General features: G+C 68.6%; 18 protein-coding genes and 1 pseudogene. 15 read left to right on the forward strand and 4 right to left on the reverse strand.

Annotated features, from left to right (window positions below):
* Positions 1–146: 146 nt before the first annotated feature.
* From O0S08_RS09425 to O0S08_RS09440, 4 genes are all read left to right on the forward strand, one after another.
* On the forward strand, positions 147–1,193 hold the full coding sequence (locus tag O0S08_RS09425) for an IS630 family transposase (protein ID WP_269032844.1): 1,047 nt from the start codon (positions 147–149) through the stop codon (positions 1,191–1,193).
* Positions 1,190–1,510 carry a hypothetical protein gene (locus O0S08_RS09430; RefSeq protein WP_269032845.1) on the forward strand — a complete coding sequence of 107 codons (321 nt, stop codon included), beginning with the start codon at positions 1,190–1,192 and terminating at the stop codon, positions 1,508–1,510. The genes O0S08_RS09425 and O0S08_RS09430 overlap by 4 nt, the downstream gene beginning before the upstream one ends.
* Before the next feature lie 250 nt (positions 1,511–1,760).
* Entirely contained in the window at positions 1,761–3,347 is a 1,587-nt protein-coding gene (locus O0S08_RS09435; RefSeq protein ID WP_269038708.1) for an SIR2 family protein, read from the forward strand.
* 237 nt (positions 3,348–3,584) lie between these two features.
* Positions 3,585–4,508, forward strand: coding sequence for a lecithin retinol acyltransferase family protein (locus O0S08_RS09440; protein ID WP_269038709.1), 924 nt, complete (start codon positions 3,585–3,587; stop codon positions 4,506–4,508).
* A gap of 202 nt (positions 4,509–4,710) precedes the next feature.
* Here the strand turns inward: O0S08_RS09440 and O0S08_RS09445 are convergent, their stop codons facing one another.
* Complete coding sequence (locus O0S08_RS09445; protein WP_269038710.1) at positions 4,711–5,154, reverse strand: hypothetical protein; 444 nt, start codon at positions 5,152–5,154, stop codon at positions 4,711–4,713.
* A 391-nt stretch (positions 5,155–5,545) separates the two neighbouring features.
* Here O0S08_RS09445 and O0S08_RS09450 point away from each other — a divergent pair, with 391 nt between their 5' ends.
* Positions 5,546–6,238 carry a hypothetical protein gene (locus O0S08_RS09450; protein ID WP_269038711.1) on the forward strand — a complete coding sequence of 231 codons (693 nt, stop codon included), beginning with the start codon at positions 5,546–5,548 and terminating at the stop codon, positions 6,236–6,238.
* A 32-nt stretch (positions 6,239–6,270) separates the two neighbouring features.
* Entirely contained in the window at positions 6,271–6,963 is a 693-nt protein-coding gene (locus O0S08_RS09455; RefSeq protein WP_269038712.1) for a hypothetical protein, read from the forward strand.
* Positions 6,964–7,006: 43 nt separating this feature from the next.
* Here O0S08_RS09455 and O0S08_RS09460 read toward each other — a convergent pair whose 3' ends face one another.
* A complete protein-coding gene (locus O0S08_RS09460) occupies positions 7,007–7,297 on the reverse strand; it encodes a MerR family transcriptional regulator (protein ID WP_269038713.1) in 291 nt (96 codons plus the stop codon).
* A 4-nt stretch (positions 7,298–7,301) separates the two neighbouring features.
* Positions 7,302–7,643 carry a MerR family transcriptional regulator gene (locus O0S08_RS09465; protein WP_269038714.1) on the reverse strand — a complete coding sequence of 114 codons (342 nt, stop codon included), beginning with the start codon at positions 7,641–7,643 and terminating at the stop codon, positions 7,302–7,304.
* Between the two features lie 227 nt (positions 7,644–7,870).
* Here O0S08_RS09465 and O0S08_RS09470 point away from each other — a divergent pair, with 227 nt between their 5' ends.
* From O0S08_RS09470 to O0S08_RS09510, 9 genes and pseudogenes are all read left to right on the forward strand, one after another.
* Positions 7,871–8,419: a hypothetical protein gene (locus O0S08_RS09470; protein ID WP_269038715.1), complete on the forward strand. Its 549-nt coding sequence runs from the start codon at positions 7,871–7,873 to the stop codon at positions 8,417–8,419.
* Positions 8,420–8,518: 99 nt separating this feature from the next.
* Positions 8,519–12,361, forward strand: coding sequence for a hypothetical protein (locus O0S08_RS09475; protein WP_269038716.1), 3,843 nt, complete (start codon positions 8,519–8,521; stop codon positions 12,359–12,361).
* A 7-nt stretch (positions 12,362–12,368) separates the two neighbouring features.
* Positions 12,369–12,620, forward strand: coding sequence for a hypothetical protein (locus O0S08_RS09480; protein ID WP_269038717.1), 252 nt, complete (start codon positions 12,369–12,371; stop codon positions 12,618–12,620).
* Positions 12,617–13,051, forward strand: a complete 435-nt coding sequence (locus O0S08_RS09485) for a hypothetical protein (RefSeq protein WP_269038718.1) — start codon at positions 12,617–12,619, stop codon at positions 13,049–13,051. Before O0S08_RS09480 ends, O0S08_RS09485 begins: the two co-directional genes overlap by 4 nt.
* Before the next feature lie 38 nt (positions 13,052–13,089).
* Positions 13,090–16,908: pseudogene (locus O0S08_RS51530) on the forward strand (toxin TcdB middle/N-terminal domain-containing protein); the annotation flags it as partial.
* Between the two features lie 1,139 nt (positions 16,909–18,047).
* Positions 18,048–18,977 (forward strand): RHS repeat-associated core domain-containing protein, encoded by a 930-nt coding sequence (locus O0S08_RS09495; RefSeq protein ID WP_269038719.1) that lies wholly within the window; start codon positions 18,048–18,050, stop codon positions 18,975–18,977.
* On the forward strand, positions 18,974–19,315 hold the full coding sequence (locus O0S08_RS09500; RefSeq protein ID WP_269038720.1) for a DUF7668 domain-containing protein: 342 nt from the start codon (positions 18,974–18,976) through the stop codon (positions 19,313–19,315). The genes O0S08_RS09495 and O0S08_RS09500 overlap by 4 nt, the downstream gene beginning before the upstream one ends.
* 58 nt (positions 19,316–19,373) lie before the next feature.
* Positions 19,374–19,748, forward strand: coding sequence for a hypothetical protein (locus O0S08_RS09505; protein WP_269038721.1), 375 nt, complete (start codon positions 19,374–19,376; stop codon positions 19,746–19,748).
* Complete coding sequence (locus O0S08_RS09510) at positions 19,721–20,977, forward strand: hypothetical protein (RefSeq protein ID WP_269038722.1); 1,257 nt, start codon at positions 19,721–19,723, stop codon at positions 20,975–20,977. The genes O0S08_RS09505 and O0S08_RS09510 overlap by 28 nt, the downstream gene beginning before the upstream one ends.
* Here O0S08_RS09510 and O0S08_RS09515 read toward each other — a convergent pair.
* Complete coding sequence (locus O0S08_RS09515; RefSeq protein ID WP_269038723.1) at positions 20,974–22,470, reverse strand: hypothetical protein; 1,497 nt, start codon at positions 22,468–22,470, stop codon at positions 20,974–20,976. The two genes, O0S08_RS09510 and O0S08_RS09515, sit on opposite strands and share 4 nt — an antisense overlap.
* Between the last annotated feature and the right edge of the window lie 104 nt (positions 22,471–22,574).

Raw genomic sequence — 22,574 nt, forward strand, 5'->3', positions numbered from 1 at the left:
AAGTTCTCCAGGGGTTCTGTCCTGGATCCATCGCCAGGGCGGTATAGGCGGTGGAATAGGCGAGGCGCGAAAACGATCTCGTCGATGTGCCAGGCCCACGAGCACAACGGCTTCGTTTGGCACCTTCGGTCCGTGACGAACTGGAGGTGCTGGCCCGGAGTGGCCGCGCCGAGGCACGCCTCGTACTCCGGGCGAGGCTCGTGCTCCTCGCTGCCGAAGGGCACTCAAACCAGGAGATTGCGCGGAGATTGGGCTGCCACGTGGACACGGTGAGGGTGTGGCGTGGGCGCTTCGCGCGTGATGGGCGAGTCGTGACGCTCGAGGATCGTCCGCGAAGTGGGCGACCTCCTCGGGTATCGCCGGCGACACGCTGCAAGCTCATCAAACTCGCCTGTGACAAGCCTGCCAGGCATGGCCAGCAGACCCGTTCGACGTGGACATATGCGACGTTGGCAAGGCGCCTGCTTCATGAGACAGGTGTCGGGCTCAGCGTGTCCGAGGTGGGGCGAATCTTGCGCAACGAGGATTTCCGGCCGCACAAGATGAGGCTCTGGCTGCACAGCCCCGACCCCGACTTCTGTCGCAAGGTTCAGCGCATCTGCGATCTCTACCATCATCCCCCGGACGGAGCTCATGTGCTCTGCGTCGACGAGAAGACCGGCATGCAGGCGCTCGGACGGAGATTTCCCAGCAAGCTCCCCGCGCCCGGCCGCGCGGGCCGTTTCGAGTTCGAGTACGTCCGCCGCGGTACCTGGTCGTTGTTCGCGGCCTTCGACGTCCGCACCGGTGAAGTCCTGGGCGAGTGCAAGCCGCAACGACGGGCCGAGGACCTCTTGGACTTCATGGAGAGCCTTGCCCGCAAATATCCTACCGGCCAGCTCTACGTCGTCTGGGATAACCTCAACATCCACTATGAGGGTGCGGACCAGCGTTGGGCTCGCTTCAACCGGCGTCACGGCGACCGCTTCCACTTCGTATACACGCCGATCCATGCCTCGTGGGTCAACCAGATCGAGATCTGGTTCTCGCTGCTGCAGCGCCGCGTCCTTCGTTACGCCGACTTTCCTTGCGCCGGAGCCTTGCCCCGCGCCGTGATGAGCTTCATCCGGCGCTGGAACAGCGACGAAGCGCACCCGTTCAACTGGACCTTCCGCGGTCACTTCGTCCACACTCAGCGGCACCACGCCGCATGAGCCGTCCACGCACCACCCGCAACGCCGCTGCGAAATCGGACGATGACGCTCGCGCTGTCGAGCAGTTCCTGCGCCAACACCAGGGCCTCGCACATATCCGTGTCCGGCATCGCGCCCCGCTCATCACCCTCGAGTCCGGCCCCACCCACGATCCGATCCCGCACGCGCGCCTGCGCCGTCTCGCCGCCAACTTGTGGCAGCTGGAGATGGCTACCCATACCGGGCGCTGGGAACCAACACCCTTCCGCGCCTCTCGCGACGAACTGCTCGAGCTGCTCCTCGGCAACTTCGGCTGGACCCTTGCAGAGAGGGCCTAGCAACCCCTGGAGAACTTCGGGCCGGATGTACTAGGAGCCAGCAACGGCGGCCGCGGTCGGAGCCACGGCCGACGCGGCGGCGGCTGCGTGCGAGGGGTTCGACCCTCCACCCCCGCGGGCCGGTATCGTAGCCCGGCGGAGGTGGCGCTCCAGGCCCGCGCTTCCACCTCCCCAGCCGCCGGTAGGCGGCCGGCGGCAATGCGACGCCGGACTTCCACAGCTCATCGCGCCATCATGGTAACCTCCGGCGATGTCGATCGCTTTTGCGGACGAGGAAGACCTGCTTGGCCGCCTCACAGATCGCCCGGAGAACCTCGTGTACCTGGTGGGGTCCCCCATATCGGCGTCAAATCGAACCGATACCCCGGGAGTACCCGGTGTCGTCGAGATGATCGAACGGGTCAGGGCGGAGTTCTCGGGGTCCGCGCTTCAGCGGCTCGATGCCAAACTGACGGCTACACCGACGAATAAGTACCAGGCAGCATTTCTCTTCCTCCAGCAAAACAAGGGGCAAGATGCAGTCAATCGGATAATTCAGCGCGCGGTGTTGCGAGCCAGACGCGAGTCGACCGCGTTCCCGGTCGTCCCGAACCAGATCGACAGCATCGAGCACTGTCGAGCGCTCGAGAATGATTATGAGGGATGGCACCTAGCGCCCGCCGTTGAAGCGCTGGGTCGGATCATCGTGAGTCCCAAATCGGCGAATCAGCCGGTGGTGCTCACGCCGAACTTCGATCCTCTGATCAAGGCCAGTATCCGCAGAGCTGGAGGACAGTTCCACACGATCGCGTTGCATGGAGACGGAAGCCTGCCGGGCTTCGATGGCCAGGGCTGTCTGGTTGTCCACTTCCATGGAGATTGGTACCGCACCGACACGCTCCACACGCCAGCACAACTGGGACAAGAGCGGCCCATGCTGTCGGCGTCGCTGGCAAGGCTAATCCATACACGCACTCTGGTCGTGCTGGCCTATTCAGGCTGGGACGACATTTTTCAGCGCGCGATGATCGGCGCGCTCCGAAGCGGTCTCGCTACATTTGATGTCCTCTGGACGTTCTTTCCCACCGATCAGGCGATTATCGAGCGAGACTTCGAGCCACTCCTAAAGGTGCTCCAGCCAGGGATCGATCGCGGCAGGGTCGTGCCGTACAAGGGGATTGACGTGCATACGCTGCTCCCTCGGCTGGCGGAGAAACTCGCCGCGATGCGGGTATCGGAGGTGGCCACGGCGGCGACGGTGCGTAGGGTGCCCACCCCCCCGACTCCGCCAACTCGCTCGTTCCGCGTGGGCGATCGCGTGCGGAGCACCCTGAACAGCGACGCATTTTCGCCGGCGGGTGGACTTGTCACGAAGGTCTATCCCGACCATCCCGAGCTCGCACAGGTGCAGTATTCCGAGCGCCCTCCTACCGACTACAACGTAAATACGCTCGAGCTCGACGAGCGGCTGCTGGTGCCCCTCCAGCCGAACATCGATATCCCGAGGCTGGCCGGCAGGTTTCGAGGGCAGGTAGAAGCGGTGCTCGGAATGCCGGTGCGCCATGAGAGCGTGAGCCCCTCCAAAATGGGTCCGGCGTTGAAGTGCTGGTATCGCGAAGGCTGGGTTGAGGTCGTCTATCACAACGGCTTATCGGACTGGATCACGGTCAGTGGTTTGGGCGATATCGCATTCGCCCCGGAGAGCTTGCCGAAATTCGGCTTCCCGGCGACCAGCCCCTCCTTTCAAGACGAGCATGTGATTCGCTGGCTCAATCTCGGAGAGATCCGTGAAATCAGCCTATTTAGCGGACAGGGTGGTGCGAGCGATTATCTGTACGTCAAGACGCTCACGAGCTAGCTAGTGCTCGGACTCAGCCTATCGATCTGAGATATGTGCGAATTTGCGCTCCGCGGCTGTCGATCCGGGGCGGCGCGCCGGCATGTCCCAGCCCGGAAGCCGACGCGCAATCTGCCAGATACCGGCGCCATCCTGTCGGAGGCGTCGGCTTGGGCGGCGCGACGCCAGCCATCATCGGGCGGGTTGACGGCTCGATTTCGCTGCTTATGGTGCATACAGCCCCGCCAAGGAAGTCATTTGCCCGTCCAAAGCAGAGATTTTGCCCCCGGCCTGATTCTCGTTCGAAAGATCGTGGGGCTTCCATTCGGCCATCACTACGGCGTTTGGGTTGCCGTCGATGAAGTGATCCATGCATCCAAGACCAAGAAGGTTGTTGTGTCGGATACGTTCCAGGGCTTCGCGGCGGGACTCGATGTTCACGTCTCCGACTATTCCTCGCTCTTCGACGTAGCTCCAGAGGCTGTCGTCGAACGCGCACGTGCAGAAATAGGAAGATGGCCCTACGAACTGGCGGATGGCAACTGCGAGACGTTCGTGCTCTGGTGCTTGACCGAGAAGAGGTCGTCGGGTCTCCAGATGGGGACCGTTAAGCTGCTTAGCGACCTTGCTGACGCCTTCCTTCTTGGCCCAATTAAGGCCGCCAGGGTCAGGCAGGACGTCCTGCGCGAATTCGAGCTGCGTGTTTCTCGCCTTCTTCTGGAGAACTTTAGGGAGAATGAGGAAGCCCGCCAGGAGTTGGCGACAGCCATCGAAAAGGCGAGCGCCTGGAGCGCTGAGGTTCTTGACGACGACAAACTCGAGGAGCTCATACTCCTCCACGGTGAGTGCCAAACGGTTCTCGATCGTGCGCATGAGCGCCGTGCTCGACGCTCCGCCCAGCAGAACGAGGTGCTTGGTCAACTCCGAGGCGACGACGATCTCGAGATGATGCGCCACAAGCTTGAAATGGCGAAACGTCTCATGGTCGCCCAACACGACTGGCTCGAATACGAGAGCGATGCAATGCGAACGCTCTTGACCGTCGCGAGCTTTCTGAAAAAGCGATTCACCGATTATCTGTTCGAGCAGATCAGTAATGGGGCAAGCCCGGAAAAAACATCGTGGTGGAGCAAGCGGATGTTCTCTCCGACATCTACGAGCCAGTGCGACCCTGCAGCGTGAACCTTGCGGCCGGGTCTGTTCTGGTGAGGGCAGCGGGTGGAGGCGGCTCGCCCTGTCTGCGAAGGAGAGCCTGGAGCAAGAAAAAGATCCGGAAGCTGCGGCGCCAGCTTGTCACCGCGAAGGACAACGCAAAGCTGAGCGCCTGTGCCGCGGCCTTACCGCGCCCTGGCGGAGAGCAACATCAGGCGCGTACCCGGCGAGCTCATCCGCTGGCAGGACTCGGCAGCGCGCGAATCCTAATCTCGACGTACTCGACGCCGCTCTCGTCATGGTAGCCGCGAAGTCGCCAGCCGGACGTGACGGCGCAGTGCCCCTGATACATGCCGAGGAGCGCCGCTATCCCCGCGCCGATGCCGGCCCACGTCCCGGGCCGGTTGGTGCAGACCCCGACGGCGAGGCCGGCTGCTGCGCCCGCCAAGCTCCACTGTAACGCGGACAGCGACATGATGGTCATGCGCTCGCGGAGGGCGGCAGGCGTGGTCGGATCCCACTCGATCGACACGCCGGCCTTGCGCACGGCATAGGCCAGCACCTGCTTGAGCACCTGCATCCCCTTGACCCCCGTGACGAGCATCTCCTTCCGCTCATTGATCAGGTCGTACATCTGCTGGGCTTGCTCGTCTGTGACTCGGTCGCCGGTGTCCATCACTCCTCCCCACGCAGCATCCATCCACGGTAGACGACCTGCGTGAGCGTGTCGACGGTCGGCCCCGCGCTCGACACGTTCGTCGCGCGACGCGGGCGCAGCGAGGGCGGTACCGATACCCGTAAGGTCGGAATAGATCCTCACGAGGTGCCAGAGATCCATGGCGTGCTCGGCAATGACCCCGAAGACCCTGGGTGATCATCGAGCAACATGCCAGATCTCGTTCGCGCGCCATGGGATGTCCTTTCGGACAGACACATCCCACGAGTTTGCTGCTGAACTCCCAGGCCGGGCTCGAGATCGCGGACGATTCGCAGAGGTCGGATCTCGAGCACTCGCGGCGCGACATCTCCCCTCGCAGGACCATCTTGGCGCATCTATCTTGAATTGCATGAGTCGGATTGAGAACGAGTCCCGATCTTCGGGCGGCCGCGCCGATCCCTTTCGGATCCTTCGCCTCTACTCCATCGAGAAGAAGGATCCCAAGCGACCCGGGCCGGCCCGCAAGACGTTGCAGCTAACACTCGAACATCTCCCTCCCGAGCTGGCGCCGCTCGTGCGCGAGCAGATCGAGGGCCAGCTCCGACCGCAGCAGGTGCTCGAGATCGACGGCGTGATCGTCGCCCGGGGCGGCGAGGTCGGTACCGACGACGTCGAGGCGCCGGTGGAACTGCGAGGCGATCTGGGCGAGGCGTATTCGTTCGCGCACCGGATGCTCTGGGAGGTCTACGAGCGCGAGACCGCGGCGATCGACCGCCTGACCGAGCGCTCGACGGAGATGTTCAACCGCACGCAGGGGATGACGACGCAGCTCCTCCGCGCGATTCAGGAGACGCTCGAGTTGCAGGCCGCGCTGCGGGCGATCTTCGAGGGCGAGACGCTCAAGAAGGAGCAGCGAGCGCCGGGTGGCGACGCGGCGAAGGATGACGCAGACGAGGAGAGCGCGTTTTCCACCAAGAACATCAAGGATTGGGTGCAGGGGCTCGGCACCGTGCGCGACCTCGTCGCCGAGCTGGCGAAGATCACCAAGGACTTCAAGGCCAGCCAGGCGGCCGGAGCGGGCAACCCGGGCTCCGGCCCTTGAGCGACCCGCGGGCCGCCCGTACGATGGCGGTGATGACGTTTCACGAGGTGGTCAAGTCGCTGAGGTACATCTGCGAGGTCCTCAAGGAGTACGTCGTCACTGAGGAACGCAAGCGGGCTGAGGCGAGGATGCGCGCCGAGGAAGCCGCGCGGCGGAGGGCGGAGGAGGCCGCCGCACGCGAGGCCGAGCTGAAGGCCACCCAGGAACGGGTGTTCACGCGGCCGGCGGCGAAGACGACGATGCGTCGACGGTCACGTCGCGGAGAGGGCCCGCGAGCTTCGACGCCGATCGAGACGCGCCCGGCGATCCCGACTGTTCCGGCCGACGTTTTCTCGACGATGTCGACGGACTGGGGCAGCGGCGAGCACCCGCTGCTGCGAGCGCTGCCCCCGGCACTGCGGGCTCTCCTCGCCCAGCTCGGCCAGCTCCACGCCGCGATGCGCAACCTCTTCAGCGTGACCGACGCCTCGCGCAGATGGTTCGCACGAGTCAGCGCCGATCGCCGTTGGGGACCGGCCATTCACGGGCTGATGTCCGGTCTGTTGATCCTGGCTGAGCGGGTCTCGCGGCGGATGTACCATCGTGATCGGTTCCTGGCATGGCAGCGCAGGTGGATCGACAACAGGAAGCGGGTCGATCGAATGTTCGAGGGGGACTGGCGCGAGAAGGTCCGCTACATCCTGTGGACCAACGGGCAACGCCAGGCGCGACTGGTCGCGGCATAAAATCGGACCGGCGGCAACGGAGCGCCCCCGGGAGCCCGCGTAATCACTCCTTCGCGCGTGTTGTTGACGCTGCGGGCGCCTCGCCGCCTTCGCCCCACCGCTCGCGCACGAGGGCCTCGATCTCGTGCAGCGCGTAGAACTTCCGCGCCTCGACGATGAACTTCGCCCGCTCGAGCGCCTCGGCAGGCCAGCGCGAGCGCACGCCCGACTTGCCGTCCGAGAAGATCGTCGGCGCGGGTAGCAGGCCGCGCTTGACCCACAGGTTGAGCGACTGCCGCGAGACGCCGGTGATGGCGATCAGTTCTTCGTTGGTGGCGAACTTCGGGCGTGCCATCGGCTCAGGTCTCCGGCTCCTGCTTCTTCTTCCGGCCCCGCTTCGCGCGGGTGTCGGCGCGCCGCGCCTTGTCCTCCTCGGTCGGCGGTCCCCACTTCTCCGTGATCATCGCGGCGATCTCCGGCAGCGTGTGCATCTCGGCACGCTTCTGCATCACGAAGCGCGCCCGCTCGAGCGCCTCAAAGGGCCAGCGCGCCTTGATGCCGCGGCTCCCGTCTGACACGACCTCGGGCGCGGGGAGCAGGCCCTTGTCCGCCCAGTCGTACATGGTGACGCTCGTGAGCCCGGTGATCCTGACGAGGTCGTCCGTGGTGGCAATCTTCGGCAACGGCTTGGTCCGGGGCACCACCCGAGCCTAACCGGTCCTTTCGATAGCCGCCACGGCGCCAACCCCCGGGTCGCTGGCCTATTTGGGACTTTGTACGAATTCGCGCACGTCAGGCGCGAAAACAGACGTTGCTGGTTGTTTTTATCAATTATAGAAAGGGCACCTGTAGAGACGCCACGATGGACGCTCACTTTGCTCCCCCGCCAGCACCACCTGCATCCCGACCGCCCGCCCGCTCGGGGCAGGTGTTCCTGGCGGCGAGCACCGTGCGCCGCGCGGCGCGCCTCGCCGAGATTCGCCGTGACGAGGAGCTCGTCGCCGAAGCCCTGGTGGACGCGCTTCGTCGAGTGATCGCCGTCAAGACCCCCCGGACCCCGGACCAGATCCGGGCGGAGCTCGACGCCGCGGTCAAGCGGAGCGACGAGGCCCAGCGGGCCCTCAACGTTGCGCGAATCAGCCTGCGGTCCCGCCGTAACATCCTCTACGCCGACTCGGCGCCGCTGCCGGCGTCGATCGCGGCGTATCGCCACCGCGGCAACTACCGCGGCGCGTTCGGCTCGATGTCCGAGCTCGGGAACTGCCTCCGCAGCGCCCTGGGCATCGTCTCGGGCCTCACCATCGCCGACCGCACGGCCATCGCGCGCAACCTCCACCTGCACGGCGACATCTGGACCCTCGAACACCAGGGCGCCGTCCACGTGTTCGGGCGTCCGGGTAGCGGCGCCGATCTGATTCTCGCAAGCGAGCGGCCGTCACCCGACGCCCTCGTTCCACGGGAGGCGCCGACCTCCTGATCCTCGCCGCGCCTCCTGCAGGCGCTTGACGGCGGACGCCCGCCGAATTTCCCCCGCGCTGAAAATGCGCTCGCACGAGCGCCACAGGAGAGGTGTGCCTTGAGACGTGGAACCCTTTATCGGGCCGCTGCGGCCCTGCTGCTTTCTTTTGCCTGCAACCACGAGACCGCCCACGAGCCGCCGGAATCGCCGCCACCGCTGGCTGCCGATGCGCCGCCGCCCATGCCGCCCGACACCGACGCGCCGACCGGCCATGCGTGCCGGGTCGACGCCGACTGCGGCGCGCGACGCTTCTGCGAGCTGCGGATCTGCGTGGACGGCTGCTCCAACGACGGCGAGTGCGGGGACGGGTCGAGCTGCGATCCCCACGGCCGCTGCGTCGCTACCGCGGTCGAGGAATCAGCCCCGCTCATCGGCATGCCGGTACTCGTCGAGCGCTTCACCATCCTCGCGTTCGGCGAGACCCAGGCTCGCACAGCGCTCCGCAACGATGGGCACGATTCGCTCGCCTACCGGCTCACGACCGCCAGCCCGGTGCTTGCCATCAACACCGAGCCGGCCGAGCTCCAGCCCGGGGAGACCGTCGAGCTCACGGCCGAGGTCAACCTCGCCGCGATGTCGGCGGAGGATCGGATGCTGCCGGTCCAGATCCTCACGAGCGGCGGCGCAATCCTGTGGTCGATCGAGGTCGAGGCCAAGCCTGATTCCGGCCGCTTCCGCGGCGCGATCGCCTTCGACGCCGGCGGCTTCAGTCTAGGCGCCAGCGACCTCATCCTCGATCTCGATTTTCGCGACGACGGCACCATCGCCGGCCGGGTCGATACCGACGCGAGTTTCCTGTGGCCGCAACCCGTCGCGCTCACCGGCATGTGGACGCCAGCGGGCGACATCTCGATCACGATCCGCGACCGATTGCCGGCGGACGATTGGCGCAGCAGCCCGATCGCGCGCGAGCTGGGACGCGAGTTCGTCCTCACCGGCACGCGCACCGGCGACGGCCTGGAGGGCACGCTCGTCGAGTCCTTCACGGGCCTGCAAGACGGTCCCGTGCAGGTCGGCGGCGCCTTCACGTTGCGCCGGCACGGGCCGCTGACGGGTCTCGTCCACGCCGCCCAGAACATCCCGGGCGACGCGTTCGCACCTGCTTGGCTCGCGCCGCCTGGCCTCGACGCCGACGCGTGCGAGGGCCTCGGCACCGCCTACGGCACGCCCGACACGCTCGCGGATCCCGGCCCGGCATGCGAGGCGTGTGCGGGCGGAAGTTGCTCGCCGGAGGATAAGCTCGAGTGCGGCGGGGACCTCCGGACCTCGGCCTACAACCTCCCGAGCGTCCTCGCGGAGCTGAGCGGCGGCGCGGAGGTCAAACCGCCGAGCGTCTGGACCTGGGACGCATGCACGGCGTCGTCGCCCATCTACGACAACGGCGTCACGTGCCTGGACATCGCGGCACTTCGCTGCGCTCACGCGCTCATCCGTCGCGGCAGCGTCGAGCTCGGCGGCGCGTGGGGCGAGGCGATCGGCAAGTCCAGCGCGCTCTTTGCCGCAGATGAGGCCCAGGCTGCCGCGCTGCTCGCCACCGAGGCGCAGGTCGACGCCGCCTTCGCCTACAAGGACGCGATCAGCGAGCCGGTGTCCGACGTCCTGGCGCGCGAGCTCGACATCCTCGCCGACGACCGCTCGCGCCTCGCCGCCGCACTCGCGCCCCTCCTGGCGCCGGCCTATGCCCTGAGCCTCGCGTCGATCGACGAGGAATATCCCGACGCCCCGACTGCGCGGGCTCACCTCGCGCCCCTCGACCTCGTCGCCGCCTTCGCGCGAACCACGAGCCAGTGGGCCCGCCTCGCTCGCCGGACAGGCACGAACCACGCCGATGCCCGCGCCGCCGTCCGCCTCGCCGCGATCGCCACCCACGCCGCCGGCGTGGAGCTGCACGCGCGGCTGCACGACAACCCCGACGCCGCGCTCGGCCTCCACGCGCTCGGGCCGGCCATCGAGTCGCTCAGGGCGGCCCATTCCGAGCTCGCCCCCGAGACCTCGTTCGGCTACCCGGCCGCCTACGTCCCGCTCGCGCTCGGGCCGCAGGATCTCGCGCAGCACCGCAGCAACTTCGAGGCCGTCCACGCGCTCGCGACCGACGACCTCGCCCAGCTCGAACAGGTCGCCGAGGACGCCTGGCAGACCGCCCGGGACTACGAGCAGAAGACGCATGCGCTCCAGACGACCGCGTTCCAGATCGAGGCGGAGTACGACGGCAAGCTGCGGGCGCTCTGCGGCACCCTGCCCGGCGAGACCGAGCCGGCACTGGAGCACTGCGGAGAGCACGGCGGTCAGATCGCCGACCTCAAATCCGCGGTGCTCGCCGCGGGCCTGCGGATCAGACACGCCGGCCAGGCAGTCGAGAACAATCTCCACGCAATCGCGGTCGAGGAGGAGCGCTTCGGCAAGGAAGTCGCGCTCGCGCTGGACCTGCAAGCCGAGATCGAGGCGGCGCAGGGCGAAATCTTCAAGGTGCAGGACGCCGCCGGCGAGCAGCGAGCCGCGCTCGCGCAGGCGGAGGCCACGGCGGAATGCACCCGTGTCCGCGATAACGCCCAGGCCGAAGGGGAGGTGCTCATCGGTGACTGCATGCAGCAGATCGGCTCAAGCCTGTTTTCCGGGCCGAGCATCTTCGGCAACGCCTTGCCGAACCCGGTCGCGCTCGCAGGTGCCATCGTCTCGTGCGAGGCGAACGCGAACAGCCTCACCACTCGCACGGACAACCAGTGCGAGAGCATCCTCGGGCAGGCCGGCCTCGACGAGGCGCGCGACGAGCTCGCGCGCAACGAGCAGCAGGAGATCACGGCGATCAACGCCGAGATCGACGCGGCCATCCGCGCGAGCGACCTGGAGGTCCGGCGCGCGGCCTCGGTGGCGCTCGTCAAGAACATCCGCGCCGAGGGCCTCCTGCTGCAGATCGAGGTCGAGGAGGCGGAGCTCGCCCGCGACGCCGCGATCACGGCCATGTGGAGCGCCTACCAGGAGGTCGGCGCGCTTGTGCAGGAAAAGACGCGCGCGGTCGGCCTCATGCTCGAGGACAACCCGGATAACGCGCTGACGCGGCCGCACTTCCTGCAGGCCCGTCTGGAAGCCGCGCGCCGCGTCCTCCCGGTCCGCGAGCAGACGCTGCGCCGCGCCTACCTCGCGCTGCGCGCCCTCGAATACGAGCTGAACCAGGAGCTGCCGACCCTGCGCGACAGCCTTGCCGCCGCGCGCTCGCCCGCCGCTTTCGACGCGCTGCTCGCGTGCCTCGACAGCATCTACGAGGACTACCGCCTGGAGCACGGCTTCGGCCAGCCCTACGTCACCGAGGTCAGCCTGCGCTCGGACATCTTCGGCATCACGCTCGACGTGCCGGACCTGAACGGCTCCGTGGTCACGCCGGGCGAACAGTTCGCCGCGCTGCTGCGCGACCCGCTGCACCGGCAGCCGGACGGCACGGTCGCGCTGCCGTTCGCGCTCTCCGCCTTCGAGCGCGCGCTGTTCTCGTCAGCGCTCTGCGACGACCGGATCGAGGAGATCGAGGCCAAGCTCGTCGGCGACTACCTCGGCGACCGCGAGGCGGAAATCTGGCTCACGCGACAGGGCCTCGCCGGCGTCCGCCGCTGTGACGGCGCGGACCTGCCGTCCTGGTCGGCCTACGTGCCCTACAGCTTCGAGCGCGAGCAGGTCGTGATCCAGGCCGGCGTCGGCGAGTGGGGCACCGCCGGCGGGAACGCGGGTTACGCCGGGTGGCCCGTCCACGGCGAGCAGTGGACGCTCACGATCCCGCCGGCCGACAAGGCGCCCGCGAACCTCGACCTCAATCTCCGCCACCTCGCCGACGTGGTGCTGCGCCTGCATCACCGAGCCGGCTCGATCGCCCCCGCGGGCCAAGGCACGTTCACGCCGAGCTGCGGCGGCTGAGGGGTTCATGCGCATCCACAGCATCATCCCCGCGCGCGAGCTGGAGCCCGGGCTCGCGACCATCGTGGTCCGAATTCCCGGCCAAGCGACGCTCCGCAGCCGCGCCGTCATGGTGCAGCACCACGACTACGGTGTTGTGCAGGTGGCGTTCGCCTCCGGCCACATCCTGAGTCTGAGCGACCGGACGATGGTCGGACGGATCGTGAACTGCACGGTCCGGACGTCGCGGCGCGACACCTCGCAGCGAGGCACTCAATGACGCCGGAAGATCCGGACGAGCACCCGCTCGCAGGCATCGACCGACTTCTCGCCGGCGCGCTGCACCTCATCAACCTCGCTGAGGCGCAGGACCGGGCGCCCTTCGAGCAGATCTGGTGGTCCCTCCGCGGCATGAAGCGCGGCGTGGTCGCGGCGCTGGCGAGCATCGTGAACCACAAGCGCCGGCTGTCCCCGACCGGCGCTTCCCTGCTCCGCACGTACCTCGACGAGGAGCGCGCTTGCATGTACCGGCACGCGATCCAGCCCGGGCTCGTGCCGCGTGTCGGGGACACGATGACGCCGCGCTCGGGGTTGTCCGAGCCGGCGCGCCGCTTCTATCGCGGCGGCGCGACGGCGCCAGCCCCATCCCCCGAGGATCCATCTCAATCAGCCGAGGTCGGTACAGCCCTGGCGACGCTTATGGGCTGCTGAGAGCGGCCTCGTCTTCACCCCATTTCCGTGAGGTTCACATGTCCCTGCGAACAGGTCCCATTCTGCTCGCGCTCTCGCTCGCCGCGGGCACGGCCCGCGCCGACACGAGCGCGACACTCGCCACCGCCATCAATCTCCCGAAGGGCCCGGCCTCGATCGAGGGCTTCGGCCAGGGCTACGACGTGAGCCCCGCGAGCGGCCTGCCGTCGCTGTCCTACCCGCTCGACGTCCCGCCAGGCCGCGCGGGCCTTCAGCCCGAGCTCGCGCTGCACTACAGCGCCGGTGAAGGCGCGGGCGTGCTGGGGCTCGGCTGGTCGCTCGGGCTGCCGGCGATCGAGCGCTCGCTGCGGACCGGTATCCCCCGTTACGACGCCTCGGACGCCTGGGTCCTCCGCGGCCTGGGCGGCGGCGAGGAGCTCGTCGAAGTCGCGCCGGGCGTCTACCGCGAGCGGATCGAGCAAGGGCCGCCCGTGATCGTCCGCGCGCTGCCGGGCGGGGCGATGTCCGCCGTCAGCACGGACGGCACCGGCTACCTGTTCGGCCTCACGGACGATGCGCGTCTGTCCGGCGACGCCGGCGACTTCCGCCTCGAGCTCTCCGCCATCACGGACGTCCACGGCAACCGCCTCGATTTCCACTACACGCGCGAGCCCGGCTCCACCGAGCCGCTGCTCGCTGCGATCACCTACAACGACGGCCGCGCCGCCGTCCGCTTCGCCTACGAGACGCGCGCCGACGTCGTCCGCACGCGAGCGCCGGGTTTCGCGGTCGAGCTGCGCCACCGGCTCCGCACGATCGTCACCGAGGTCGACGGTGCGCCGGTTCGCACCACCACTCTCGCCTACGAGACGACCGTCATGAACCCGGCGAGCGTGCTCGTCCGGATCGACACCGCCGCGAGCGACGGCGCCGAGCTGCCGCCCTGGCACCTCCGCTACGGCGGCGCGCTCGACGAGCCGCGCGAGACACCGATCGCCGAGGCGCCCACGCTCGATCCCACCGCCGACGGCCGCGCCTGGGTCGACATCGACGGCGATGCGCTGCCCGACCTGCTCGACACGACGCTGGACGGCTGGCGCTACCGCAAGGGCCGGGGGGCCGCGCTCGCGTCCGCCTGGACGTCGATCCCGACGCCGGCCGTCACGCTCACCACGTCCGCGCGCTTCGCCGACCTCACGGGCGACGGGATCGAGGATCTCCTCGCGCAACCCGGCGAGGGCGAGCTGTGGGCGTTCACCGGCGGCGGCACCCCGTTCGGCAAGGCCGCGCCGATCGCCCTCGACGTCGGCTTCGACCTCACCGCGCCGAACGTCGCGCTCGTCGATCTCAACCTGGACAGCCGTGTCGACGTGCTGCGGCACGACGATGCGGACGGCTGGATCTGGATCCGCCACAACGACGCGCCCGGCTACCTCCCGGCCGAGCCGGTTCCCCCGCCGCCGGCCGGCATGCGTCTCGGTGATCCGGGCGTGCAGCTCGCCGACCTCGACGGCGATCGACTTTCCGATCTCGTGCGCGTCCTGCCGAGCGAGAGCCGCATCCTCGTCGCCGCGGGGGAGGGCCTCGGCCTCTTCGCCGAGCCGGTCGAACTCGCGGGCGTGCCGCCGATGGTGGAGGGCCAGCGCTGGGAATTCGGCGACCTCAACGGCGACGGCGCCGCCGATCTTGTGCGGATCGGCGGCGCATCGCTCGACCTCTACACCTACCAGCACGACGGCAGCGTGGCGCCTGCCTCGAGCGTCGGCTGGCCGGACCTCGAAGCTGACGAGGTCGTGCTCCTGAGCGACGTGGACGCGAGCGGGACGGTCGACGTGCTCCGCGTCGACACGGACGGCTCGCAGCCGTGGCGCGCGTGGTCGTTCGCCGAGCGGCCCGGCCTGCTCGCCGAGCTGCGCACCGGCCTCGGCTACCGCCGCGAGTTCACGTATGCGTCGGCCGCCGCGCTCGCCGGCGCGGACGCCGACGCCGGGGACGCCTGGACGTCGACGCCGCCGACCGCGCTGCCCGTGCTGACGCGGTCGCACGAGACCGACGCGCACACGTCCTGGTCGCACACTGCGGAGCATCACGTGCGCGACGGCTGGTTCGACGCGGCCCGCGGCGAATTCCGCGGCTTCGCCGAGCTGCGCGAGACCAGCATCGGCGACACCTTCAGCGAGACCGCGACCACCACGTCGCGCTACGACCTCGGGCAGACGGACGAGGCCCGCAAGCTCCAGCTCCTCCGCAGCGAGACCGCGAGCCCGCGCGGCGTACTCGTCCATGAGTCGCACACGATCGAGGTCGAGAACCCTGCGCCGGGTGTGCTCGCCGCCCGCCGCGTCGCCACTGACACCGATCACGTGGAGGCCGGGCCCGACGCAGCCGCCGTCCGGGTTCGCACCGAGTGGGATTATGACGCGTGGGGCAACGTCCTCGAGGAACGGGCCCTCGGTCGCGTCGACGCGAAATCCGGCGCGGACCTACCCGGCGACGAGCGAATCACGACCTACGTCTACGCCGAGCCCGCCGCCGACGATGCACCGCGCGACCGCGTCGCCGAGCAAGTCGTCAGCGACGCCGACGGCGTGCAGCTCACCACGACGCGGACCTACTACGACGGACCGCCGGAACAAGGCGCGCCGCTCGGCCAGCTCGACGCGCGCGGCGTCGTCGCCCGCGTCGAGACCTGGCTCGCCGGTGACACCTGGGTCCCGACGCTGCGCCAGTCGGTCGACGCGCGCGGCAACATCACGCGGATCCGCGACGCCGAGGACGGCACGCTGGAGCGCCACTTCGACGACGACGGCCTGTTTCCGATCGAGGAGCGCCTGCTCGCCGGCGCCGACGATCTGGTGACGACGGCGACCTGGGACGCCCGAACGGGGCATCCCCTCGTCGTCACCGCGCCCAACGGCGCCTCGACGCGCGCGGAGTACGACGGCCTCGGCCGCCTGGTCGCGGAGATCGAGCCCGGCGACACGCTCGAGCTGCCGACGACGCGCTACCGCTACTACCTCGACGGCACCGCCGCGCGCCCGTCCATCGTCACCGAGCTGCGTCGCGTGAGCGGCGACGCGGAAGTCGAATTCGCCGTCAGCCACCTCGACAGCCTCGGCCGCACGGTCGCCGAGGTGACCCAAGACGACGCCGGCACCGGCGCCATCTTGCGGGCCGCGCGGCGCTACAGCGCCGCCGGCCACGTCGCCGAACTGCTCGTCGGCCAGGTGCTCCCCGCCGCCACGCTCATGCCCGGCGCACAGGTGACGCTCGCCGGCGCCTGGCCCCGCAGCGTCACGCATCACGACGCGCTCGGCCGTGTCGCCTGGACGCGCGACGCAGACGGCTACGAGTCGGCAACGACTTACAGCCCGCTCGCGCTGGAACGCCGCGATCACGAGGACCTGCACCCCGCGCCGCCGTACACCGACGCGCCGGAGCGCACGGAGCACGACGGCCTCGGCCGAATCGCGAGTATCACGAGCCGCCTCGCGGGCCGCGACATCACTCACCGCTACCAGCATGACGCCGCCGATCGCCTGGTCGAGCACCTCGACCCCGAGGACCACGCGACCACCTACCGCTACGACGGCGGCGGTCGCCTGGAAGCCATCGCCTCGCCCGACGCGGGCAACGTGATCCAGCGCTTCGACGCGACCGGCCGGCTGGTCGAGCGGATCGACGCCACCGGCGCGCGCGTCACGTGGTCGTTCGATCCGCTCGGCCGGCTGCTCCACGAGCAGGCGTTCGATGCCGCCGGCGCGCAGGTCAGCGATGTCCGTCGCAGCTACGATCGCGGCGGCCAGCTCGTCGCGGTCGACGACGACGCCGGCCGCGTCGAGTTCACCCACGACGCCCGCGGCCGGGTGATCCGCGCGACCCGTCGTTTCGACGGCCCGCGCGGTCCGGTCACCCTCTCGACGGCCCAGTTTTACGACGCCCAGGACCGCCCGCTCCGCGACGTGTACCCGGACGGCAGTACCCTCGAACACGCCTACACCGCGCGCGGCCTCGAAGCACCCGGCCTCTTCGCCACGGCCGCGGACTACGACGCGCTCGCCCGCTGGCGACGCCTCACCCTCGCGCCCGGCGTGGCGCTGACGCGCGAGCTCGACACGACCGGCCGCGTCCTCGGCCAGCGCGCCGAGGGTGATGCGGCGCTCCTCGACCTCGCGCATCGCTACGATGTCGCGGGCCAGCTCGCCGAGACCCGCGACCTCCTTGCGGCGGAGAATTTCTCCCTCGCGCAGACCTACGTCTACGACGACCTGCACCGCCTGGTCGCCAGCGCAGCACAGGGCGTGACGCACCGTTGGCGCTACAGCGACGACGGCAACCTCCACGAGCACGACGGCCGTGTCCTCGGCTACGAGGACACGCGCCCGCACGCCGCGATCGAGCTCGACGGCCAGCGCCTCGTCTACGACGACGCCGGCCAGCTCGCCGAGGTCACGGGCGAGGGTAGGCTCGCCGCGGGCAAGTGGCGCTTCGACCCGCACGGCCGCGTGCAGTCGTTCGTCGCCGACGACGGCCGCCGCGTCGAACACGTCTACAGCTACACCGGCGAGCGCGTAGTCCGCCGCGAATACGACGCGCGCGGCCAGCTCGCCCACGAGACGCTCTACGTCACCCCCAACGTCGAGGTCCGCGACGGCCAGCTCGTCCGCTGGGTTCACTTCGCCAGCGAGCGGATCGCGGAGAGCGCCATGCCGATGCCGAGCGGCGGCTACCCCGAGCTCGACGCCCATGCCGTGGCGGCGGTCCACACGCCTCGCAGCGTCCCCGCGGCGCTCCTGCTGGCGCTGCTGGTGTTGCTGGCGTTTGCGTGGCGCTTCGGCCGCCGGCTGGGCTCGACCGGAACAGTTCCAGCCTTCGCCCGGACGGTCGCAGCGGCGCTCGTCGTCGCCGGCCTCACCGGCGCGCTGAGCTGCCGCCATCACGACAACGTCGGGCGCCAGCTCGTCCCGACGAGCACACTCGATACCACGTCGCCGACCGCCTCGGCTCTGCCGCCCTGGTGCTCGACCACGTGGGTCACCCGCTCGCCCGCGACGCCGCCGACCCCTTCGGTGCAACTCGACTCGCGTGGCGGGCCGACGACAGCACCGCGGGGCCCACCTACCGCTTCACCGGCAAGGAAGACGATCCGCTGAGCGGCGCCATCGCCGTGGGCGCCCGGCACTATCTGCCCGAGCTCGGTCGCTGGGCGAGCCCGGACCCGTACCATCTGCTCAACCCGGCCGCCCGACTGGAGGAGCCCGGCGAGCGCAACCTCTACCGCTACGCCGCGAACAACCCGATCGGCAAGGTGGACCCGACCGGCCACGGCTGGGTCACGTGGATCATCAAGGCCGGCAAAGCGACGTTCAAGGCCGCCTACAAGGGCTACGACAAGGTCGACGAGTTCAGCGGCATCGCCGACGACGTCCTGACGATCGCCAGCGCTGAGGCCGGCATCGGCGCCCGCGTCCTGTCCGCCCTCTCGCTCGCCAGCGAGGCCCTGCCGGTCAGCGCGGGCGACATCAAGGGTGCCTACCGCTGGGTCCGCGGAGGCGACAAGGCTCTCGACAGTGCCGCCGCGGCAAGGAAGCACCCGATCGGCACCTACCGGGAGCTCAGCGACGCCAAGGCCCGTGATGCCCACCACATCATCCAGGACGCCGCCGCCCGCGATCTTCCGGGTTACAAGTATGGCGATGCTCCGGCGATCCGTCTGGAAGGCCCTGCCCGCACCCCGGGCACCGAGCACCACGCAGCCACGCAGGCGCAGCGGCAGCGCGGCGGAGGAACTTACGCCGCCGAGCGACGGATCGGCTACAAAGCCATGCGCGAGGCAGGCATCCCACCGAATCTGGCACGACGAGCCATCGAGGTCGCCGATCGCTACTTCGGCAGTCTCGGCGTGACGCCTTCCACCCCCACACGAATCCCTGGAAACCGCAAATGACTGTATCCATCGAGCAACAGATCCGCGAGCTCACCGTCGGCATCGTCGACGACATCGTTGCCGGTCGTCTCGAGCATCTTCGCTTCGATACTGGCACCCGGGAGGATTTTGCCGCGGCCTTGGAGGACTACCGGAAGTACTACCCGATCGTCCCGCTTCCGCCGGAAGGACTCGCACAGATCGACATTCTCCAGCCCCGAGGGGAAACGGATCTATGGTCCGTCGAGACTTGGTTCTGGACGCGGGACGGCGGTCCGAGTGAGCTTCGGCTCTACCTGACCTTCCGGCGCACCGAGGGCAAGTTGATCGGCGAAATCTACGACATCCGCGTGCCTTGACCGACGACATCGGCTATCCGACGCGCGAAGTGTCGGGCAGCAGAGAGAGTTCTCCTCCATGAACAAGATCATCCGCTTCGCCCGCACCTTCCCAACCCTCGCCGACGCACCGCTCGATCCGTGGGCCCCGAGCACGTTCGACGCGTGGGCAGCGGACGTGTGGGAAGCGCGCCGGCACTATGGGGATGGCTTGCGCCACGCAGCCGCCTGTGTGCTCGCGGTCTCGTGTACCCCCAAGAACGTGGTGGAGGATCTGCGGAGCGCGCTCAGGGAACGCCGGCAGTTCTATGTGATCGAGGCCCTACAGGAGCTCACCGTGGCGAGAACGACGTGGCGCGTCGGCACTTTCGATGCTGTCACGGCGCTGGCCACGTGGGACGAGGCACACCGCGCGGCGTTCCTCGCATGGGCCAAGGAGCCGTGGTTCTGTTAGGTGACCCCATGGAGCCCAGCCCCCACGTCAGGCTCGACCTCGACCGCCGCGCGCCTACCGAGCTCGCCACGCCGAGAGCCGCGGGAGCGCTCAGAGAGGCGGGGGCCATCGAGGCTTGGCGACGGCTTCCGAGCGCGCTACGCTGGAGCGTGCCTTCCGCGCGTTCAGGTCGGGCGCTCATCGTCGCGGGTCTCGTCGCCTGCAACGAGCCGACCGACAACGCGAGCGGCTTCACGACGCCGCCGATCACGACGGCTCCCGTGTCGACGACTAGCGGTGACGCGAGCTCCGGCAGTTCCGGCAGCTCGTCGACCACCACGAGCGCCGGCTCGGGCGGCGACTCGGAGTCGAGCGCCGCGGCGTCGAGCTCGACCACGATGGTCTGGGACATGGGCCCCCCGCCGGACTTCGACACGGGGCCGCCGGTAGGCTGCCAGGGGAAGATCGATTTCCTGTTCATCATCTCGCGCCACGGCTTCATGAAGCCGCATCAGGACAAGCTCATCGCCGCCTTCCCGCAGTTCATCGAGACGATCCAGAGTCAGTTCAGCGACTTCGACGTGCAGATCCTCGTTACGGACACAGAGCCGGAATGGGGCTCGCCCGCGTGCGACGACGACTGCCCCGACCCGTGCGTCGAGGCGCCTGACTACCCGTGCGACTACTGGCCGACCACGTGCGACACGACGATGGGTGCGGGCATCGTGATGAACGTCGGGCAGTACACCACCAACACGCCGTGCCTTGACGGCTCGCGCCGTTACATTACAGCCGACACGCTCAACATCCCCGCCACCTTCGAGTGCCTCGCGCGTGTCGGGACGGTCGGCTACAACCTCATCGGCAACGCCCTTGTCGCCGCGATGAGCCCCAAGCTGAACAAGATTGGCGGGTGCAACGAAGGCTTCATCCGTGAGGACGCGCTCCTCATGGTCTCCATCATCGGCCCCGGCGACACGGCGGGCGGACCGGCGACCTCGAGTGGCACTTGGCAGGAGTGGATGCAGGCCGTCGTCGCTCGAAAGAACGGCGACCTCGACGCCGTCGTGATGCTCGCGCTCACCGATGACTGCACGGGGCTGACCGACCCCGACTACCGTCTGTGCCGGATGGTTCCCGAGTTCCCGCACAGCATGCTCGAACTTCTGACGAGCCCCGACTACGGCTCGATCTTCAAGGACGCCGCGGCCTTGGCCATCGAGACCTGCAACTCGTTCGTGCCGGGTTAGTAGGGGTGCAGCTTCACGATCCCCGCGGCTAGAGTGTCGTCAGCTTCCTGGTAGTACCCGCCAGCGAGGATGAAGCCGACCGGATCCGCCGCGATCCCTGTCGCGACCTGCAGCTTGGTCTTGGCGCCCGTGTAGTTCACGACGGGATCGGCTGCGCCGCTGAACCAACCTTGCACGAGAAATCCCTCGTCCGCTTGCAGCCCTTCCGCCGCGACGACGACATATCCCGATGGGCTCCGAGCCGCGTCCAAGACGCGGCGCGCCTCCGATATTGTTTGCGCATCGACCTCCGCCGCCCCCAGCGTGAACCAACGCAACGCGCCCCTGGTGTTGTTGCAGGGGGTGACCATCTCGCCGCAGTTGTAGCCCGCCGTCATGTAGCCGCCCACTCCGTCTGGCGCGACGGCGAGATGTCCGCTGTGCCATGCGGGGGATCCAGGGTTGGCCACCTCGGCAAGTGTCATGCCTGAATAGCTGAGCTCGACAGCGAAGCCACGATTCTGGAAGGTTTGGTCGTCCTGCTTGTGCGCTCCCCATGCTTCGCCGACGACCACGATCCGGTCTTCGACGAAGGCGCAGTCCCGCGTCCGCTCGGTGAACTGGTGCTCCTTTTCCGGCTCGAAAGGCGCTCGGTAGTCCCACGGCACCGTCCACGGCTCGCCCACCGCGCGCTGCAGCCGGGCCCACGCGTCGTCATCGGCCTGGGTCGCCGGCCGGGTCCCGCACAACAGCACGTCGCCGGCGTCGTTCACGTCGAGCCCGCGGCCCAGATGCGTCAGGCTGCCGTCCTCCGGCGTCTGCCCGAGCGGCAGGCCCTCGCCGTCCAGATGCCAGAGCTGCCAGCGCCCGAAGCCGTTTTCGTAGACGTTCACGAGCACCCAGATCGTCCCGTCCGGGGCGAACTTCACGTCCTCGCCGACGCAGTCAGACCCCTGTGCGATCCAGCGCGAGTCACCGATCCACACCGACACGCCCTTGTCGTCGCGCCGGCGGAGGAAACACTCCTGGCCTTGCGGCGTCGCGTGGGTGAACAGCTCGAGCACGTCGCCCTGGTCGTCCACGTCGACCGCGTTGCCGTAGCTCGGCACGAGCGGGCTTTTCTTGAGCCACGCCTCGCCGCCGGCGGCTGGCGCCACGACCGTGAATGTATCCGTCCGTGGCTCGCTCGTCTCCGCGTCCCGCGCAGCGATCGCCTCGACCACGTGATCGCCGTTCCACGATTCGCCGAACACCGCGATGTCCCCGGTGAACTGCGTGTCGCTCACTGGCGCGAGCGCCACCGGCTCGCCGCCGTCGACAGTGATGGTCACCACATCGGCGTGCTCGACCATTACCTCCACCGTGATCAGCCCCGCCGATTGCAGCAGCTTGGGGGCGACCACCATGTCAGAGATCGTCGGAGGCAGCGCCTCGCCCGGCTCGGTGGCGGAGCTACTCGCCATTTCACCGGCGGTGGGCTCGCCAGCCGTGGGCTCGTCGAGCGTCGTCGTCATGACGCTGGGGGCACTGGTCCCCGTGGTCTCCGCCTCGCCGCTTTCGGTGCTGTCGATGTCGTCCTGGCACAGGCCGAGCGCGCAGGGCCCCCACGGGCTCCGTT

This window comes from Nannocystis punicea (genome assembly GCF_026965555.1).
Taxonomy (GTDB): Bacteria; Myxococcota_A; Polyangia; order Nannocystales; family Nannocystaceae; genus Nannocystis; species Nannocystis punicea.

What these genes read in the sequence shown, in the direction of transcription:
- O0S08_RS09430 (WP_269032845.1), top strand. Translation starts at nt 1,190, where the DNA reads ATGAGCCGTCCACGCACCACCCGCAACGCCGCTGCGAAATCGGACGAT.
- O0S08_RS09435 (WP_269038708.1), top strand. Translation starts at nt 1,761, where the DNA reads ATGTCGATCGCTTTTGCGGACGAGGAAGACCTGCTTGGCCGCCTCACA.
- O0S08_RS09445 (WP_269038710.1), bottom strand. Translation starts at nt 5,154, where the DNA reads ATGGACACCGGCGACCGAGTCACAGACGAGCAAGCCCAGCAGATGTAC.
- O0S08_RS09450 (WP_269038711.1), top strand. Translation starts at nt 5,546, where the DNA reads ATGAGTCGGATTGAGAACGAGTCCCGATCTTCGGGCGGCCGCGCCGAT.
- O0S08_RS09455 (WP_269038712.1), top strand. Translation starts at nt 6,271, where the DNA reads ATGACGTTTCACGAGGTGGTCAAGTCGCTGAGGTACATCTGCGAGGTC.
- O0S08_RS09460 (WP_269038713.1), bottom strand. Translation starts at nt 7,297, where the DNA reads ATGGCACGCCCGAAGTTCGCCACCAACGAAGAACTGATCGCCATCACC.
- O0S08_RS09480 (WP_269038717.1), top strand. Translation starts at nt 12,369, where the DNA reads ATGCGCATCCACAGCATCATCCCCGCGCGCGAGCTGGAGCCCGGGCTC.
- O0S08_RS09485 (WP_269038718.1), top strand. Translation starts at nt 12,617, where the DNA reads ATGACGCCGGAAGATCCGGACGAGCACCCGCTCGCAGGCATCGACCGA.
- O0S08_RS09500 (WP_269038720.1), top strand. Translation starts at nt 18,974, where the DNA reads ATGACTGTATCCATCGAGCAACAGATCCGCGAGCTCACCGTCGGCATC.
- O0S08_RS09505 (WP_269038721.1), top strand. Translation starts at nt 19,374, where the DNA reads ATGAACAAGATCATCCGCTTCGCCCGCACCTTCCCAACCCTCGCCGAC.
- O0S08_RS09510 (WP_269038722.1), top strand. Translation starts at nt 19,721, where the DNA reads ATGGGCCAAGGAGCCGTGGTTCTGTTAGGTGACCCCATGGAGCCCAGC.
- O0S08_RS09515 (WP_269038723.1), bottom strand. Translation starts at nt 22,470, where the DNA reads ATGACGACGACGCTCGACGAGCCCACGGCTGGCGAGCCCACCGCCGGT.